19 protein-coding genes are annotated in these 17,895 nt (G+C 45.0%); 14 read left to right on the top strand and 5 right to left on the bottom strand.

Translation table 11 applies throughout. The annotated features are described in order from the left end of the window. Positions 1-6: 6 nt before the first annotated feature. Complete coding sequence (locus ACMUEV_RS11050) at positions 7-1,611, bottom strand: helix-turn-helix domain-containing protein (protein WP_190653250.1); 1,605 nt, start codon at positions 1,609-1,611, stop codon at positions 7-9. Positions 1,612-2,267: 656 nt separating this feature from the next. Between ACMUEV_RS11050 and ACMUEV_RS11045 the strand changes: the two genes are divergently transcribed. From ACMUEV_RS11045 to ACMUEV_RS11005, 9 genes are all read left to right on the top strand, one after another. Continuing rightward, positions 2,268-3,269: a cytochrome c oxidase subunit II gene (locus ACMUEV_RS11045; RefSeq protein ID WP_190653251.1), complete on the top strand. Its 1,002-nt coding sequence runs from the start codon at positions 2,268-2,270 to the stop codon at positions 3,267-3,269. 4 nt (positions 3,270-3,273) lie between these two features. Then, positions 3,274-4,944: a cytochrome c oxidase subunit I gene (ctaD, locus tag ACMUEV_RS11040; protein ID WP_190653252.1), complete on the top strand. Its 1,671-nt coding sequence runs from the start codon at positions 3,274-3,276 to the stop codon at positions 4,942-4,944. Positions 4,945-5,273: 329 nt separating this feature from the next. Then, positions 5,274-5,879 (top strand): heme-copper oxidase subunit III, encoded by a 606-nt coding sequence (locus ACMUEV_RS11035; protein WP_242044778.1) that lies wholly within the window; start codon positions 5,274-5,276, stop codon positions 5,877-5,879. A gap of 2 nt (positions 5,880-5,881) precedes the next feature. Further along, a complete protein-coding gene (locus ACMUEV_RS11030; RefSeq protein WP_017289041.1) occupies positions 5,882-6,361 on the top strand; it encodes a hypothetical protein in 480 nt (159 codons plus the stop codon). 53 nt (positions 6,362-6,414) lie between these two features. Then, entirely contained in the window at positions 6,415-7,035 is a 621-nt protein-coding gene (locus ACMUEV_RS11025; protein ID WP_017289042.1) for a hypothetical protein, read from the top strand. After that, on the top strand, positions 6,968-7,321 hold the full coding sequence (locus ACMUEV_RS11020) for a hypothetical protein (protein ID WP_148664732.1): 354 nt from the start codon (positions 6,968-6,970) through the stop codon (positions 7,319-7,321). The genes ACMUEV_RS11025 and ACMUEV_RS11020 overlap by 68 nt, the downstream gene beginning before the upstream one ends. Positions 7,322-7,334: 13 nt before the next feature. Then, the gene (locus ACMUEV_RS11015) at positions 7,335-7,601 is read left to right on the top strand and encodes a hypothetical protein (protein WP_199329703.1); all 267 of its coding nucleotides are present in this window, start codon (positions 7,335-7,337) and stop codon (positions 7,599-7,601) included. Further along, on the top strand, positions 7,588-7,914 hold the full coding sequence (locus tag ACMUEV_RS11010; protein ID WP_190653253.1) for a hypothetical protein: 327 nt from the start codon (positions 7,588-7,590) through the stop codon (positions 7,912-7,914). The genes ACMUEV_RS11015 and ACMUEV_RS11010 overlap by 14 nt, the downstream gene beginning before the upstream one ends. A 359-nt stretch (positions 7,915-8,273) precedes the next feature. Continuing rightward, positions 8,274-9,854 (top strand): B12-binding domain-containing radical SAM protein, encoded by a 1,581-nt coding sequence (locus ACMUEV_RS11005; protein ID WP_190653254.1) that lies wholly within the window; start codon positions 8,274-8,276, stop codon positions 9,852-9,854. A gap of 96 nt (positions 9,855-9,950) precedes the next feature. Here the strand turns inward: ACMUEV_RS11005 and ACMUEV_RS11000 are convergent, their stop codons facing one another. From ACMUEV_RS11000 to ACMUEV_RS10990, 3 genes are all read right to left on the bottom strand, one after another. Beyond that, complete coding sequence (locus tag ACMUEV_RS11000) at positions 9,951-10,178, bottom strand: orange carotenoid protein N-terminal domain-containing protein (RefSeq protein WP_190653255.1); 228 nt, start codon at positions 10,176-10,178, stop codon at positions 9,951-9,953. A 96-nt stretch (positions 10,179-10,274) separates the two neighbouring features. Then, on the bottom strand, positions 10,275-10,454 hold the full coding sequence (locus tag ACMUEV_RS10995) for a hypothetical protein (RefSeq protein WP_190653256.1): 180 nt from the start codon (positions 10,452-10,454) through the stop codon (positions 10,275-10,277). A gap of 68 nt (positions 10,455-10,522) precedes the next feature. Next, on the bottom strand, positions 10,523-11,092 hold the full coding sequence (locus ACMUEV_RS10990; protein WP_190653257.1) for a fasciclin domain-containing protein: 570 nt from the start codon (positions 11,090-11,092) through the stop codon (positions 10,523-10,525). 540 nt (positions 11,093-11,632) lie between these two features. Between ACMUEV_RS10990 and ACMUEV_RS10985 the strand changes: the two genes are divergently transcribed. Both ACMUEV_RS10985 and ACMUEV_RS10980 read left to right on the top strand, forming a co-directional pair. Continuing rightward, on the top strand, positions 11,633-13,210 hold the full coding sequence (locus tag ACMUEV_RS10985) for a phytoene desaturase family protein (protein WP_190653258.1): 1,578 nt from the start codon (positions 11,633-11,635) through the stop codon (positions 13,208-13,210). A 112-nt stretch (positions 13,211-13,322) separates the two neighbouring features. Beyond that, positions 13,323-13,754 carry a universal stress protein gene (locus ACMUEV_RS10980; protein WP_190653259.1) on the top strand — a complete coding sequence of 144 codons (432 nt, stop codon included), beginning with the start codon at positions 13,323-13,325 and terminating at the stop codon, positions 13,752-13,754. 186 nt (positions 13,755-13,940) lie between these two features. Here ACMUEV_RS10980 and ACMUEV_RS10975 read toward each other — a convergent pair whose 3' ends face one another. Beyond that, the gene (locus tag ACMUEV_RS10975) at positions 13,941-14,141 is read right to left on the bottom strand and encodes a chlorophyll a/b-binding protein (protein ID WP_017289052.1); all 201 of its coding nucleotides are present in this window, start codon (positions 14,139-14,141) and stop codon (positions 13,941-13,943) included. A gap of 382 nt (positions 14,142-14,523) precedes the next feature. Here ACMUEV_RS10975 and ACMUEV_RS10970 point away from each other — a divergent pair, with 382 nt between their 5' ends. From ACMUEV_RS10970 to ACMUEV_RS10960, 3 genes are all read left to right on the top strand, one after another. Further along, on the top strand, positions 14,524-14,826 hold the full coding sequence (locus tag ACMUEV_RS10970) for an RNA recognition motif domain-containing protein (RefSeq protein ID WP_026148750.1): 303 nt from the start codon (positions 14,524-14,526) through the stop codon (positions 14,824-14,826). A gap of 182 nt (positions 14,827-15,008) precedes the next feature. After that, complete coding sequence (locus ACMUEV_RS10965) at positions 15,009-15,371, top strand: pentapeptide repeat-containing protein (protein ID WP_190653260.1); 363 nt, start codon at positions 15,009-15,011, stop codon at positions 15,369-15,371. A gap of 66 nt (positions 15,372-15,437) precedes the next feature. Continuing rightward, entirely contained in the window at positions 15,438-17,846 is a 2,409-nt protein-coding gene (locus ACMUEV_RS10960) for an AAA family ATPase (protein WP_190653261.1), read from the top strand. Positions 17,847-17,895 lie beyond the last annotated feature (49 nt).

Below are 17,895 nucleotides of genomic sequence, written 5' to 3'. Positions count from 1 at the left end.
CAGACATCACAATCCCAAGACTTTCTTCAACACTGCTTGATCCTGAGCTTTAATCTGAAATCGCCCATTCTCAATATCCCGAATCCAACTCTGGCTCTTTCCAGCCCGCTCAGCAAGCTGTCTCTGACTCAACCCAATACTCTTTCTCGCATTCACAATCTCGTCACTTGATAGCATTGACTGCGAACTTCGATTTTTAGACTTCTGCTGTTTCCCACTCTGCCGCTTTTTCTTCTTCTGCAACCCTGAAGACTGTTCCCAGTCCACGGGCAAAGCAAACGACAAAATTCGAGCATTCATCAATAGATTCCACTTCCCGCGAGGAGCCGCATCCGTCAATCGTGAATCTCCGCTGCCATCATTCATCCAGAACTCAAGCGCTTCTTCCGCATCATCTGGCAAACCTGCTAACTTCGACCACAACGGTCGAATCTCAGGCGGATAAGTCACTGGATCAAACTCAGGCTTTAACCCATAGTTATCCAACACAGACAAATCATTCTCAAACGCTCTGACAATCCGCTTTCGTTCCTCCCGTTGAGCATTGGCAAGCATAACTTTTTCTTCGCCATACGCAATCCGCATCAAGGTCGGCACTGTAACCCTTTGCTCTCTTCCAATTCGCACCTTAAATAGCAACCACAACAGCATCCGAGCTGCACCTTCATGCTGCTGCCAAATGCTCATAATCAGAAAAATCAAAGATTTCGGGAGATTACCGTATTGATAAAATGCGGATTGCTCTTTACACTCTTGCTTATTCAGAAAGTACTTCGCCCACGCACCCGCTTTGATCCTAAACGTCAAGCCAACTAAATGCTTACACTTCAAATCATCTTCTTGAAAGTGATGCTGAATTTCGAGTAAATGCCATAAGCGACTATCAGACAGCGAAAATGCTGGAACTTTACCTTGCTTTGGAAAATCGATCGAGGCAGTTAACCAACAAGGCGTTTCGACTAAATCTTTGATCAAATTCAGTTTGACAGGCTTACTCAAATCCTTTCGCTTGTCTAACCCTAGATAAGCTTCAATCTGTTGATCACTGATCACAAATTCTTCTTCCCAAGGCTTCTCTAAAGTGGTTGCATAAGCGGCATACAGCAGATGCAAACAAGCGGCTCGAATATCCATCTCATCTAAAATTTCTAAAGCATCCTGCTTAGTCGCAGGGATGGGAGAATCCCCCAGATCATTCGCTAACTTGAGCGTAATCAAGCCTTGACCGTGATGAATCGATCGCTGATATTCGACCGTTCCGTTTTGAACTTTCCAAGGTAAAGATTTGCGCTGAGCGAGTAGATTACAAGCTTCCCAAATCACGATCGCAGAAGCAAACGGGCTATTCTTACCATTTGTAAACAATTCAGGGCTAGTAATCGGTCTTGTCTCTACAATTTTCGATCGACCTTTCATTGCTTGGTAGGGTAGCACCGAATTTTGAGTACACACCGACAAACATTGAGGCTCGTCAAAATATCCTTCGCAGTCATTACAGAGCACTGGATTAATCCACAGAGCGCCAGTGTCCTCAATGCAAATAGCTCCGGTCGGGCATTGAGGACGACAGACATCACATCCCATACAGTCACCAGAAATTTTGTACGCCATAATGCTCCGTTGTTGGGGCAACACAGGTAGAGAGTAAGCTTGATCCGTCTAAGTCTCCTTGTTGTTGAGACCGCAAAATAAATTGAAGTTTTAACTGGAGCACACGTAACGAAAAAGCAGGAGAGTATTTATACAAGTCAATTCGTATTCTTTTCTAATTGAGCTAGCAGCGTTCTACTGTTCAGTTTGAGCAAATCAACATTATTTTAACATTTAGAAAAGATTGTTCATAGTAAACAATCCCTGTTTTCTAAAACATAGCATTTTTTACAATTTTTCTAAAAATTATGTTGTAGATAACTGACTAATTTAATGACTGTAATTCAAAGTCAACATCGATTTGTTCTTGAAATTTAGCTGGGCGATTTCAAAATATGTTTATCGCAAACAGTCGCTCAAATTTGATTTGTAATTATAAATACATATCCACAATTAGTTTCATCGCCATAGGGGTTTCAGCGATCGTTTATCTGTCTAAATACAGAGGATTTTAAGATCTTCTTAACTTGAGTTTGCCGCAAATCAGATTACGATTGAGCAGTAATTCTAGATAGTAAAAGCTCGTTTTAGCACTAGCCAATCTATCCATATAGCTTCAGCAATTGTATTTCCGAATTTTGCAACATTGCTGTTTCTAAACTCGCTTGAAGCAACCTATGAATCAAATTCCTACTTCACTGCTGACCCTAATTGCAGGCGTTGTGATCACCTTGATCAGCTTCTGGGTTAGCCAAAACCATCACCTCCTGCCTGTGCAAGCTTCAGAGCAAGCTCCTTGGGTAGACGACTTCTTTAGCGTTATGGTCGGCATTGGAACTGCACTCTTCATTGTGGTTCAAGGCACAATTCTGTTTTTCACCCTCAAATACCACAAACCTGATGGCGACGAAACAGATGGCGTTCCGATCGAAGGCAACTTTGCTCTAGAGATTCTCTGGACTGCGATTCCCAGCATCATTGTGATTGGCTTGGGAGTCTACAGCGTTGATGTCTATGAACACATGGGCGGCATTTCTGCGGGTTCAGCAATGGCGCATGTCCACTCTGCTGCGACTCATACTCATCACGATACGATGGGAACTGCGATCGCAGCACCAATGATTGCCGATGCAAGTGATGAAACGAGCAGTTCTACAGACAGTTCTACGACCAGTTCTACAACTCGCATTCCCGCCTATGGTCTCACAGAGAATCACGAAGGTGGACTGAATGTGAATGTAACTGCAATGCAGTATGCTTGGCTGTTTGACTATCCTACTGAAGGGGTCATGCCCGGTGAATTGCATGTACCCATCGGGCAAAAAGTTGTTCTCAATATGAAAGCTCAGGATGTGATTCACTCATTCTGGGTTCCTCAATTCCGCATCAAACAAGATGTCATTCCAGGTGAGCAAACCCAGCTCCAATTCGTCGCAACAAAACTGGGCGAATTTCCGATCGTATGTACCGAACTCTGTGGAGCTTATCACGGTGGAATGCGATCGACAGTCGTTGTGCAAACTCGCGAAGACTATGAGAAATGGGTCGAGGAAACCAAGATTGCTCAAGTCTCAGAGACAAATCGAGCAGTTGCAACCCTCTCTGACTCAGAATTTCTTGCACCCTATGCCAAAGACCTCGGCATCACCGCAGAACATTTAGCGCACTTGCATCCTTAGCATCATGGCTCAAACTCAAGATCAAAATCTAGTCATCTCTTCCGAGGCAAATCCGGCTGCCTCCCATCCTGCTTGGAAGTGGTATGACTATTTCACATTCAACACCGATCATAAAGTGATTGGGATTCAATACCTGGTCACTGCATTCTTCTTCTACTTAGTCGGCGGATTTATGGCGGTTGCAGTTCGGACAGAACTCGCGACTCCAGATCCTGATTTAGTAGATACCAGCTTATACAATGCTTTCATGACCAATCATGGAACAATCATGATCTTCTTATGGATTGTTCCTGCGGCAATTGGAGGATTTGGAAATTTCCTCATTCCTCTGATGGTGGGTGCGCGCGATATGGCTTTTCCGAAGCTAAATGCGATCGCATTCTGGCTCAATCCTCCGGCAGGGTTATTGCTGATGCTGAGCTTTGTGTTTGGGGGTGCTCAGGCAGGTTGGACAGCCTATCCGCCTTTGAGTATTATCACCGCTCCGGTTGCACAATCGATTTGGATTGCTGCGATCGCATTAGTCGGAACCTCTTCAGTCCTAGGTTCGCTCAACTTTGTGATTACGATTTGGAAGCTGAAAGTTCCTAGCATGAAGTGGACGCAAGTACCGCTGTTTTGTTGGGCATTGATGGCAACCTCGATTTTGGCGCTACTCTCGACTCCTGTTTTAACGATCGGTTTAATCTTGCTGCTGTTTGACATCAACTTCGGCACGTCTTTCTATAAGCCAGATGCAGGCGGCAATGTTGTGCTTTATCAGCACCTATTCTGGTTCTACTCTCACCCTGCGGTTTACTTGATGATTCTGCCGATTTTCGGAATCATGTCTGAAGTCATTCCGGTACACGCTCGCAAGCCAATTTTTGGATATAAAGCGATCGCGTATTCCAGCGTGGCAATCTGTTTAGTCGGATTGTTTGTCTGGGTTCACCATATGTTTACAAGTGGAACGCCAGGCTGGATGAGAATGTTCTTTACGATTTCAACCTTGATTGTAGCTGTGCCGACTGGGGTGAAAATCTTTGGTTGGGTGGCAACGCTCTGGGGTGGAAAAATTCGCTATACCAGTGCGATGCTCTTCGCGATCGGGCTACTCTCAATGTTTGTAATGGGCGGTTTAGGTGGAGTTACTTTAGGAACAGCTCCATTTGATTTGCATGTTCATGATACTTACTATGTGGTTGGACACTTCCACTATGTTCTATACGGGGGTTCTGTGTTCGGCATCTATGCTGGAATTTACCACTGGTTCCCCAAAATCACGGGCAGAATGCTAGATGAGCGTTTGGGACGCATTCATTTTGCGTTGACCTTTATTGGAACACACTTAACCTTCTTACCGATGCACTATTTAGGCTTACAAGGAATGCCGCGTCGGGTCGCAATGTATGATCCTCAGTTTACTTCTGTGAATCAGCTTTGCACAGTTGGAGCCTATATTCTGGCAATTTCGGTCATTCCTTTCTACTTCAATGTGATTCGCAGTTGGAGTAAGGGTCAGCTAGCAAGTGACAATCCTTGGAATGCATTGACTCTGGAATGGACAACGAGTTCTCCACCCATGATTGAGAATTGGGAAGTGCTGCCTGTTGTCACTCATGGCCCTTACGACTATGGGATGAGTGAGCCGGAAGCGCCTCCATCTGCAAGCGAGCCTGCGCCTGTGCAGTAGTCGATCTGCTTATTGCGTTTTTGTTAGCTTTAGAGGATGTTTTAAAGGTATAGAAAGTTTCTTTGCTCTCGTTGCTATCCCGCCCGTGATTGAAAATCCGGGCTAACAGAAGCAAGTCCACTCAAGGGACTAAAAGACTGTCAACATCAAGTTTCCAGTCCTTTTCAAAGGACTTCGTACCGTTAGCCCCGACTTTCAGTCGAGGGGCGGGTGAGTGCCAGAAACGATACTTTTCAAACATCCTCTTGGTTCTGTAAATTCCGAAATTGAGAGAATTTAGAGAGCCATTCTCAAGCATTTCCAAACTTCTTGCTATCTCTTCAATCATCATGACTCAAGTTACTATCGACTCCACCCATTCAACCGCCTCACACGGCCACGAAGAACATCCCGATTTTCGGACTTTGGGGCTACTCACTTTTCTGATTTCTGAATCATTAATGTTCGGCGCACTGTTCGCAACTTACCTCTTTTTACGAGGAATCACTCCAGAGTTTCCTCCGAAAGAAACCGAAGTCGAACTGCTCATTCCCAGCATCAACACGATCATTCTGGTTTCGAGTAGCTTCGTAATTCACAAAGGCGATGTTGCTATCAAACAGAATGATGTGAAAGGAATGCGCCTCTGGTACAGCATCACAGCGTTAATGGGAGCAATTTTCTTAGGCGGTCAAGTCTACGAATACCTCAATCTCGGTTATGGTCTGACGACCAATACCTTCTCAAATTGCTTTTATATGATGACCGGATTCCACGGATTGCATGTATTCATCGGGTTGCTCTTGATTCTGGGAGTGTTATGGCGATCGCGTCGTCCGGATCATTACTCTGCTACCAAACATACAGGCATTGAAATGGCAGAAATCTACTGGCACTTTGTAGACATCATTTGGATTATCTTGTTTGCCTTACTCTACATCTTGACTCAATTCTAACCATGTCCTCCCCAACTCTTTCCTGGTACGATGTCCCTGAAGATATCAAAGCAATTTTGCTCTGTGCTGCCAATGCTTGGGAAAATACAGCGCAGTCTGACCAGTATATCCTCGAAGCTCTCGCAAAAGCTGAAGTCAATTTAGATGTCTTGGTCACTGCCTATCGCTACTTTTTCTACAAAAGTAATGCTTGGATGGCACTGCAAATTGCTCAGAAAGTGATTGATCGTGTTCGAGAACTCGAAAAATTGCCTGAGCTGTGGAGTGACTTGAAGCCGATATTGCTCGATCGACGAGAAGATCCGAGCATTCGGCTTTACCTCAATGCCTATGGTGCATCAGGACTAGTTTGGGCAAAGTTGGGAGAGCTAGAAAAAGCAAAAGAGATTACTTCTCGGATTAAAGAAATCGATGGGAAAGAATTCGGAAGTGCAACAACTGTATTTGATGTATTAACTCAACCGCCTGAAGAAGATGACTAGCCTTTTCGGAACTCTGGAATCGCATAGAATTGACCTTCACCTCTCTCAAGACTATGAAAACCTTGGACTGGATTGTAACCGATGATGGACAGTGCCAGACTCGACCTGCAACACGAGAATGGGACTTAATTGAAGAACATTACTATCTTCATCGATTTCTGACCGAAGTCATTGATCTTCTCGCACAAGTCAAACATGAGGCAGATGAGTGGGATCATTTGCCCCAACTCCGTCGCTTAGTTCGTAAACTGATCATCAATTCTTACTATGTTCGTACCCAATTTCTCGAACCTTGCTCTAAAACAGGCAGTTCGGTTTTGACCTTATACGACGAAATTGGCTATCCTCTCACGGTCCAAAATGTTACTTTTGCTCCAGGTTTGGTTTCTCCAATTCATAATCATGGAACTTGGGGAATTACGGCTGTTCTGAAGGGGCAGGAAAAGCAAACCTTTTGGCGGCGAGTGGGTGATCCGGATTTCCCGAACAAAATTGAGCCAATTGGCGAAAAAATTATTAGCCCGAACGAAATTGTCAGCTTTGCACCAGACGCGATTCATTGTGTTGAAGCCATTGGGGATGAGCCGACAGTTAGCTTTCAGATCTATGGCGATACTCAGCCGCGATCGCGGTTTTTCTTCGATCGCGAAACCCATACTGCAAAGCCTTTCTAACCCTGATCTCACCATGAAAACTAACCTAGACGATGTTTTGGCAGTCTGTCTGATTACCTTCATCGTGATTACACCCGCATTGTTCGTATTTGCTTTAGTGTGGTATCACCACTTGCAGTTTATTCACCGATTGCCGGCTCTCTCTCAAATTTCAGAAGCTCTTTCTTTGATCAGCATGAGTGGATTCTTCTTGTTTCCACTCTGGACTGCCTATCAATCTTATCAATCTGCAAGATTCAAGCAAAAAGTCGCCCGCTTAGAACGTCTCTGGCAACAAAGTATTTGAGGAACCTCATCTTATGGCTGAAGCAATCACTGAAGCGAGACAAGCTCAGTATATCGAACTGATTCAAGAATTGATGGCTTGTCCGAATGGGCAAGAACCTGAAGTGTTAGATGCTCAACCCGATTTAATTGATGCCGGATTTGTACAAACATTAGTACAAGTGTCGAGCATGATGGCCCACGAAAACAATCCAGACGGGGCAAGATTTCTGATCTACATTGCCCGCGAACTGGCAAAACAGCTTGGACTTTATCCAGAGAAACCCAATGATGATCAATAACTTAGAACTGACTGCAACCGAAGCCGGAGAATTAGCGATCGCATTTCTCACCCAAGATTTAGGAATCCCTGAACTTGAGCAAGAATGGTTCACTGTTCTGTCTTCAAAGTTTTTGGGTGTAAGCTGGTATGTCGTCGAGATTGGAATCGAAGGCATTCCAGATAAGTGGGTGGTTCAAGTTTATGACACTCGCGAATGTGATCCGAGCTATACTTTCGTCTCGCCAGTGAGTATAGATGACGATCATACGGATTTAGCAGAACTCCCAGAAGCGATCGCCGATATTGTGATTGCAGAACGCAACGCTCGCTAACCAAAAACTAAACAAAAGATGCGTTTCGGTTATGCAGCACTCGCACAGGATATTGCATCCGAGCATTGAACACAGCCGAAACGCAAGTACCGAGTGACATATAAAATAGAGCAATATACCGACAGTCAGCAGCCTTCGTTTTTTATGTAAATAAAGGTAACAGTTTGGCGTGATTATGTAATAAATTTTATATCTTCTGAATCTTGATTTAGAAACTGCTATCAAAATTAGAGCATTCCGCTTTCTCAAGAATCCTCAATCAAGAATCTCTCATTTGAAGGGCAATGTCCTCCCTTTGAACGCATTGTTAGACGTGAGCTGACGCTACTTGTTCTTGCACGCTACGTTGAGAATTTGCTATGAAAGTACTATTGCTCTATCCAAAATTTCCGAAAACATTTTGGTCGTACGATCGCTTCATTGAAATGGCAGGGCTAAAAGCTTTTATTCCCCCACTAGGGATTTTGACCGTTGCCGCAATGCTTCCATTAGATTGGGAAGTCCGATTTCGCGATCGCAATGTCGCCGTCGAAACAGATGACGATTGGGCATGGTGTGACCTCGTCATCTTATCCGCAATGCTGGCACAAAAAGCAGACTTCCATACGTTGATTCGGAAAGCTGTCCAGCAAGGTAAGAAAGTTGCAGTTGGTGGCCCTTATCCCACTTCTCTACCGGAAGATGCTTTAGCATCAGGCGCAGATTATTTAGTCCTTGATGAAGGTGAAGTTACTGTTCCACAATTTATCAGCGCGATCGCAGCCGGGGAAGAAAAAGGCATCTTCCGAGGTTTAGAGAAACCTGATGTTGCTAAAAGCCCAGTGCCTCGATTTGATTTACTAGATCTCGATGCTTATTTAATGATGTCGATTCAGTTTTCGCGAGGATGTCCCTTCAATTGCGAATTTTGTGACATCATTACGCTCTATGGCCGCAAGCCGCGAACTAAAGAAACCCACCAAGCGATCGTAGAGCTGCAAGTTTTATATTCTTTAGGATGGCGCGGTTCCGTATTTATTGTCGATGATAACTTCATTGGGAATCAACGCAATGTGAAACGATTCCTCCGCGAACTGATTCCCTGGATGGAAGCCCACAACTATCCATTTACCTTTGTGACCGAGGCTTCAGTGAATCTAGCAGATGATCCAGAACTACTAGAACTGATGGTGCAGGCGGGATTTTATGGTGTTTTTCTTGGGATTGAAACACCGGATCAAGATAGCTTGCAGACGACTCGAAAACATCAAAACATGCGCAGCCCTCTAGTAGAAGCATGTCAGAAGATCACAAAAGCAGGGCTGTTAATCTATGCCGGGTTCATTTTAGGTTTTGATGGAGAGAGAGAAGGTGCAGGCGATCGCATTCGTGCATTTGTGGAAGAAACAAACATTCCCCAGCCGATGCTCGGAATTCTCCAGGCACTTCCGAATACCGATCTGTGGGAACGATTAAAGCGAGAAAATCGATTACGGCAGAGTCAAGGAGACCTACTCGAAGTGGGAGATCAAAACACGTTGATGAATTTTGTTCCGACTCGCTCCCTAGATGAGATTGCGAGGGACTATATCAATACACTCTGGACACTCTACGAACCATCGAACTATCTGAAACGCTGTTTTCAGCATTGTTTAGCCATTTCTCCAAATCCGCGCTTAGCTCAAAACTTACATTTTCCGATGAAAAAGGGGTTGCGATTGATAGCACAGGTCATTTGGATTCAAGGCATTCGTCGAACAGAGCTTCGTGCTCAATTTTGGCGGCAGCTTTGGAAAATGATCGTCCGTAGACCTCGATCGCTGAATCTCTATTTTGGACTTTGTGCCGCCGGAGAGCATTTTGCTGAGTACCGTTGCTTAGCAAGAGATCGGATCATGCAGCAAATCGGACATGATCCATTAAAAGCCCCACAACCGAGCAAGCCAGTTGCAATGGTCTAGCCATCTGTAAAGTAGGGAGCAGGGAGCTAAGAGAACTACTCCCCACTCCCCACTTTTTTTCGAGCATTTACACCTCAAAAGCCTGGCTCAACCCAGTTATACAACTTGACTCAGAAAAGCCGCCTGCTGCTCTAAACTCAGCGATCGTAGAGCAGTCAACAAGTCATTTGCTTCTGACGACAATGAAAAACCAGACGGAATTGCTGGAATGCCATCGCCCAAGTATTGTCCCAGTTGATACCAGAACGCCAAGCGAGCATTACTATCTAGGGACTTATAGCGCGTAAGAGCAGGTTGAGTCGAACCCGGAACCAGTTCTAGCATTGCTTTACTAGGATGAGGATCAAGTGCAACTTCATCCCCTTTTGCAGTCTCATTTGCTAAGAAATCACTTAGTGTTTGTAACTGCTCGTCTTGACGTTACTCGTGAATTTGTTGAATCAATGGGACAATCTCTCCGCCCATGCTTGAAACATGAACGGGAATCGATCCAGAAATCTCTTGTAATAGCATTCCCAATGTTGCAAGTTGCTCCTCAACGGGCAATTTTTGAAATGCTAAAGCAGCTTGATCCAGACTGCTAGTGTTGATAGAAGTCATCAGAAAATCTCCCAAGCAAGGTGATAATTGAATTTCAGTTGAATCTACTGCACACTTGATCTGCTGAACTATTGCAGTGAAGCTAATTGATCACGTAGCTCTCTCGGCATTAAAACGCGGTTAATTGCATGAACCACACCATTTTCTGCCTGAATATCCGCTTGGACAACGCTACCATCATTCACGATAATTCGTTCTGGAGTGACACGAACCGCAATTCCGCCGCCTAGCACTCTTGTCGTTCCCGTACTAAAGTCATTTGCAGTAAGCTCTTGCGGGATAATGTGATAAGAAAGTACTTGTCGGAGCAAGTTGCGATTCTCAGGTTGCAGCAAGCGATCGAGCGTTCCTTGAGGCAGCGCAGCAAATGCGGCATCAGTCGGAGCTAAAATCGTGTAATTTCCTCCGCGAGATTGTAGCTCGTTCGTCAGTCCTGCTGCTTCAACGGCTCTTGCAAGTGTCGTAAATGAACCCGCTCCAGCCGCCTGCTGAAGTAGAGGCGCAAGACGTTGATTCTCAGTTGTTCCAGTCTGCGGATTTGTTTGTGCTTGAGCAGGAAGAATGGTTGCTGCACTCAGTCCTGCAAGCACAGCTAATGCAGAGAGCGATCGTAGAAATTTATTTTGGTAGTTATACATTGCAAATTGTTTCCATTCATGAAGTTTTGTGATGTGCTTCTAAGGTAAGTCGTAGAAATGTACAGACCTTCTGTCAAAAGGATTAATATTTTTAATACAAACAATCTATATATCTATAGATGTCGCTTCAGCATGTGATTCGTAATAAGCTAGAAAAGTCTTGCCTGCCTCAGTCAAAAGGTAAATCTTCTGACAACTCATAGCATAGAGGTAGGTATAGTAAAAATTCAGAAGAAATTTGCCTCTTGGCTGCAAAAAAATCATTTGAGGAACTTATGTTGCGTTTAATGTGGAATTCCTCACAAGTTCCTCACAATCCTCGTTTACGCTGATGTCAAAGATAGAAAAGCAGCCCTCTATCAACGAGAAAACGTGATGAGACCCTCTCTTGTTTAGTCTTACATTCCGAAGTGCTCGTTCTTCTTAATCGGCAACATTCAGATACATCCTTCTCTCACTTGCTTGCATAACAGTTGGGAACATTGTTTCCCTGTTGTGCAAGTTTCCTGATCCTTTGCACTGCAACGTAAGGTGATTGATATGGAACGTTTTGATTACATTATTCTGGGCGCAGGACTAGGTGGACTCTCCACAGCCGCTTGTCTGACTCGTCAAGGTCATCGAGTCCTCATCCTAGAACAGCATGATATTCCAGGTGGTTGTTGCCATACCTTTGACTATGGAAACTACCGCTTCTGTGCTGATGTACACTATATTTCGCAATGTGGAGAAGGACAGACAATCGATCAATTTCTCCACTATATCGATCGAGAAGTTGAGTTCAACAGTCTTGACCCCGAGTGTATCGATCGAGTGATCACAAATGAAGCTGATTTTAGGATTCCGTTAGGGTGGGAAAATTTGAGAAATCGTCTTCTGCAAACCTTTCCAGAAGAAGCAAATGCAATTCGTCGCTACTGTGATGAAATCAAACTCATTCACCAGCAAGTGCATGACCTGACTCAAGAAGTGAAATGGTTTAATCAGCAGTGGACAGACTGGCTGAAACTTCCCAAATACTGGCATCTCTTCGCCCGCCGCAATTGGACATTGCAAATGCTCTACGATCAGGTCGGGCTATCTCCAAAACTGCAAGCCATTCTCGCAGGTCAGAGCGGCGATTACGCGCTCCCACCTAATGAAATTGCACTACTCACCCATACAGCACTCGTCTGGGACTACTCAGAAGGAGCTTACTATCCGAAACATCACTTCAAATTCTTTGTCGATACGATTACAGATGCGATTCGTCAAAGAGGTGGCGTGATTCTCTACTCGACTCCAGTGGAGCATATTCAGGTCACAAATCATCAGGTTACTGGAATCATTGCTAACGGCAAAACTTATTCTGCCAGCAAGGCTTATATCAGTGATCTTGATCCAAAACTGACTGTCGGATTAATGCATGATGCTGAAGCCTTGAGTTTGAAAGAACGCGATCGCTTAACAAAGTATGACTATTCTGCCAGCGCATTTAATATTTATCTTGGACTCGATGAACGCTTTGATCCGGCTCAATATGGCATTGGCAACTGGAACATTTGGTACTATCCAACCGGAAATCTGAATGAAGAATATCAGAACCAACTCGCAGGCGATCTAAGCCATCCGTGGATCTTTTTATCCTGTCCAACGCTCAAATCTTCAGAACCCGGTATGGCTCCTCTTGGGCATCATGTGTTAGAAGTCGCAACAGTTTGTCCCTATGAAGCGTTTGCTGAACTGCACAAGACAGATATGCAGGCTTACAAGGCGAAAAAACGTGAGGTCTATCAACGTCTCATGCAAAGTGTCCGAGATTTGATTCCAGATGTCGATCGCTACTGCCGCATGAAAGTCTACGGAACACCGACGACGAGTGAGTTTTACCTCGGACAACCCGAAGGCAATATCTATGGAGCAAAGTTAGTGCCTCGTCAAGTCGGATTAAATCGATTGGGCTACAAAACTGAGTTGCCGAATTTATTCCTGGTCGGGGCAAGTGCTGGCTATCCAAGCGTTCCTGGCGTGATCGGGAATGGCATGGATGTAACAGAACTTCTAACAAGTAGACCAGTCTGGCATCAAGCAGAGCGGCGATCACAACTCGTCCAAGAACCCGCAGCTAGTTTTTACTAAAGGACAAGCACCATAATGCACTGTTGAGGAACTTGTGGCTACGACCTGTGCATCCTCACAAGTTCCTCAACTAACTCGATTATATTGAGCACTGTAGCAGGGGGTAAAAGCAATGTTCCGAAGAATTTTAGTCGTTCTTGAAGATGCTCCATCTCAGCATTGTGTGTTTAACACTGCGCTCCGATTTGCTAGAGCAAATCAAGCTCAATTATGTTTAGTTGATCTGAGAACAAATCCAGGAGCGATCGCACATTCGCTGGCAGAAATGGCGATAGGCTTGGGAATTCAGGTTGACATTTCAGAATTGAGCGAAAAGACGGAGCAAGCTCTGATTAGAACGGCGAGAAATTGGTACGCTGATTTGATCGTCATCGGTCACGCACTACATCCGACATTGTCTCCAATCTTGCCCTGTACCGTGCTGATTGTGCAGCAAGAACAAGAGCATACCATTTCTATGACAATGCAATTAAAACCACAAGTCCCAGATGTTGCAGTGCGTAATCGCTTAGAAAGGTTGCTTGACCTTACACCCAGTTCTTAAATTATCCATTGAGAAACCAGCATAGAAAAGAGATCGGAGCGCAATGGTGATTCATCAACCTGCATAAAATTTGAAAAGTCCCCAGAACTAGAGGCGCGATTGATTCGCTCCAAAGTTTGAGGACTAAATTATTGAATGGTTATACCTGGCAAACACCTCTGTTGCTGAGATGTAAAATCCACCACTCTACTTAATCAGGTGTAGAACATCGCGCAGCACACTAAAGCCTGCTAAGTCCCACGCTAAGTAAGCAAGGAATCCGATCATTGCTAATCGACCGTTCCAGAGTTCTGCTTGAGGATTGAAGCCGAAAAGAAAAGCATTGCGATCGACACCATTGTATTCTGTGGCAACAGGAGGTAAGTTAGTCGCTTTGTTCGATTGCATTGTTACACTTCTTAATGAACTTCTATTCACTATAGTATCGGCAGAATTCCCATCGAGCCTATACCGTTGGGGGTATCTCTGAGTGTTACAGAGAGAAGTTACAGCACAATACGTAGATTTGAGTGCTAAATTATCCGCTTTGTCCTTTGCAATCTTAGAAGATGCTTTCGACCTTAGAGCGTGTTGTCAGTAGATAAAAAACTCTCATTGCTTCTATTAAGCTACACATCGGATTGTTTCTATTAAGCTATACAGTCGTTGAACTTTTAGAAGCTGTGTTAGGCTGAAGGCTGAAGCGATATTTTCGGCTGTGTAATTCCTTATCATTAAGTGTTGCTCCGAACCTAAATCTCTCTACATTATGATTCTGGAGCCGTTTTTTATGTCAATCTACGTTGGCAATCTTTCTTACGAAGTGATGCAGGACAACCTCAGCGAAATTTTTGCTGAATATGGAACCGTTAAGCGAGTTCAGTTACCAACCGACCGGGAGACTGGACGAGTTCGGGGCTTCGCGTTTGTCGAAATGGCAACCGACACTGAGGAAGAAGCTGCGATCGAAGCTCTCAACGGAGCCGAGTGGATGGGGCGCGATTTGACCGTCAACAAGGCAAAACCTCGTGAAGAGAGAAGTTCTTCTAGTGGAAGTTGGGGCGATCGCAGAGGCGGCTCTTCTCGCCGCTAGATTCTGATCGAGCAGGGAGCAAGTACAACTCTACCGTCTTAAAGGCAGCTCTTACAGAGTCTGCCTTATTGTCGATCTCTGAAAACATGATTCATGGCTGGATTGAAAATGGTGCAAGCGTTTCAACTCACCTATTTTTTCATGCAGCGATACAGCATTCCTTAACTAAACCCAAGAAACAAATGAATACGAAAGAACTTCTGAGCCGATACAATGCAGGACAACGGGACTTTCGGAATCTGAACTTAATTGCCGTAAATTTCAGAAGTTTAAATTTCACAGGCATCAATCTAAGCGGTGCAAACTTAACCAAGGCAAATCTGACTAAAACGAACTTAAGTTACGCCAATCTCAAAGGCGCAATTTTAGTTGGAGCAATGTTAAGCGAAGCAAACTTCACAGGTGCAAATCTGACTGAGGCAAATTTAAGCAATACGAATTTGGGTGAAGCAATTTTGGGTCAGACCTATCTTAAGGGTGCAATCTTGCCAGACGGAACCACTCCCAGCACCCTCTCGAACCGTCTTAAAGTGCCGCAGATCTAACAGTCAATGCTTGAGATTGAGAAAATCATAGTTTGAGCAACGCTTCCATTATCAGAGGAAATCCCTGTGTTTGATAAATTTACAGAGAGAAGCATTAGGGTTGTGAATGCGGCTCAAATCGAAGCTCGTCGCCTTGACCATAATTATGTTGGCACAGAGCAGCTTTTGCTAGGTTTAATTGCGACTCGACCCAGTATTGCTGCACAAGTGTTAGCGGATCTAGACATTACTCTGGAAGAAGTACAAGAGCAAGTGCAGGCAGTGATTGGTCGAGGGCCTGGACTGTCTCGGACTGAGATCCCCTTTACTCCCCGGAGTCGGCGTGTCTTAGAGCAGTCCTTAAAAGAAGCAGAGCGGCTCGGACATAGCCAGGTGGAACCAGAGCATTTGTTGCTGGCGATCGTGCAAGATGAGGCGGGATTAGCCACTCAGGTTTTAGAACGGCTAGGCGTGGAGCGGGTTGAAGTTCGGATTAAAGTGCTACAAGCCATCTCTGAAGCTAAGCCCATCTTAAAAGGGAAGAGTTCCGGTCGCAAGAGCACACCGATTTTGAATGAGTGCGGCACGAATCTGACTGAACTTGCGGCATTGGGAAGGCTTGATCCGGTAGTCGGTCGTCAGCAAGAAGTAGAACGGATGATTCAGATTCTGGGTCGCCGCACGAAGAACAATCCGATTTTAATTGGTGAGCCGGGTGTCGGAAAAACTGCTTTAGCCGAAGGATTAGCGCAGCGTATTGTCGATCGAGATGTGCCCGAATCGCTTCAAAATCAGCAAGTTCTCACGTTGAATATCGGAACTTTACTGGCTGGAACAAAGTATCGAGGTGAGTTTGAGGAACGACTCAAAACCATCATGAAGGAAGTTCGCTCATCGGGAAACATCATTTTAGTCATCGATGAAGTTCATACTTTGCTAGGGGCAGGTTCTGCTCAAGGCTCACTCGATGCTGCAAATATTCTGAAACCTGCTCTCGCGCGCGGCGAACTGCGCTGTATTGGAGCAACAACGCTCGATGAATATCGTCAATATGTTGAGCAAGATGCAGCACTAGAACGGCGATTTCAGCCCGTGATGATTAATGAGCCGAGCATTGAAGAGACGATTCTGATTTTACAAGGATTACGCAGTCGCTATGAGCAGCACCATCGGCTAGAAATTTCGGATCTTGCACTAGAAGCGGCGGCAAAGCTTGCCGATCGATATATTTCTGATCGGCTGCTCCCAGACAAAGCGATCGATTTGATTGATGAAGCCGGATCTCGCGCTCGAATTCTTCACGGCAAGAAATTCTCGCTCGATAAGAGCATGAGTGAACGACTCAAACAGATTTTGCTCACCAAAGCAAGCGCGATCGCACAACAGGACTTTAAGCGTGCTGGTGAAGTGAGATCGAGTGAGCTGACTCTGCAAGCAGAGGTTCAGACCGAGGCTCCAGCATTTGGTTCTGCAATCGTTGTGGATGAGGTCGATATCGCTCACATTGTCTCATCTTGGACAGGCGTTCCGGTGAACAAAGTCACCGAACTTGAGTCAGAACAGTTAATGCAGATGGAAGAAGTTTTGCATCAACGACTGATTGGACAAGAAGAAGCGGTCAGCGCGATCGCACGAGCTACTCGTCGGGCAAGAGTGGGCTTAAGCAATCCCAATCGCCCGATCGCATCGTTTATTTTTTCAGGGCCAACGGGAGTGGGCAAAACTGAGTTAGTCAAAGCATTAGCTGCCTGCTTTTTTGGATCTGAATCGGCGATGATTCGACTAGATATGTCTGAGTTTATGGAGCGCCATACCGTTTCTAAGCTGATTGGTTCTCCACCCGGATATGTGGGCTATAGCGAAGGCGGACAGTTAACAGAAGCCGTTCGACGCAAGCCTTACACCGTTGTGCTATTTGACGAAATCGAAAAAGCACATCCCGATGTATTTAATTTGCTGCTGCAAATCTTAGAAGATGGTCGCCTAACCGATGCGAAAGGTCGGACTGTGAATTTCAAGAATACCTTGCTCGTGATGACCTCGAATGTTGGTTCCAAGGTGATTCAGAAAGGAGGCGGCGGACTCGGTTTTGAACTCTCGACGAATGCTCCAGAAGCATCTTATAACCGCACTGTTGCTTTGGTCAATGAAGAACTGAAGCAGTACTTTCGCCCAGAATTCTTGAACCGTTTAGATGACATCATTGTGTTCCGACAATTAACACATGATGAAATCAAACAAATTGCGAATCTCTTACTGAATGAATTTTCAGCTCGCTTGCTAGAACAAGGCATCACACTGGAAGTCAGCGATCGCGTTAAAGATCGCCTCGTCGAAACAGGCTATCACCCAGAGCAAGGCGCACGTCCGCTGCGACGAGCGATCACTCGTCTACTCGAAGATAGTCTAGCTGAGGCAATTCTCTCTGGTCGAGCCAAGTCTGGTGATTCTGTGAAAGTCGATCTAGATGAGCATGGACAGATCGAGATTGTTTAAAGAATTTAGTCGAACAAGACTGTAACGAAATCAAACGCTTATATTTTTA

The organism is Leptolyngbya sp. FACHB-1624, assembly GCF_047649235.1.
Classification (GTDB): Bacteria; Cyanobacteriota; Cyanobacteriia; order Leptolyngbyales; family Leptolyngbyaceae; genus Leptolyngbya; species Leptolyngbya boryana.
The sequence above is the reverse complement of the archived record's forward strand: the minus strand, read 5'-3'. Positions and strand labels throughout refer to the sequence as shown.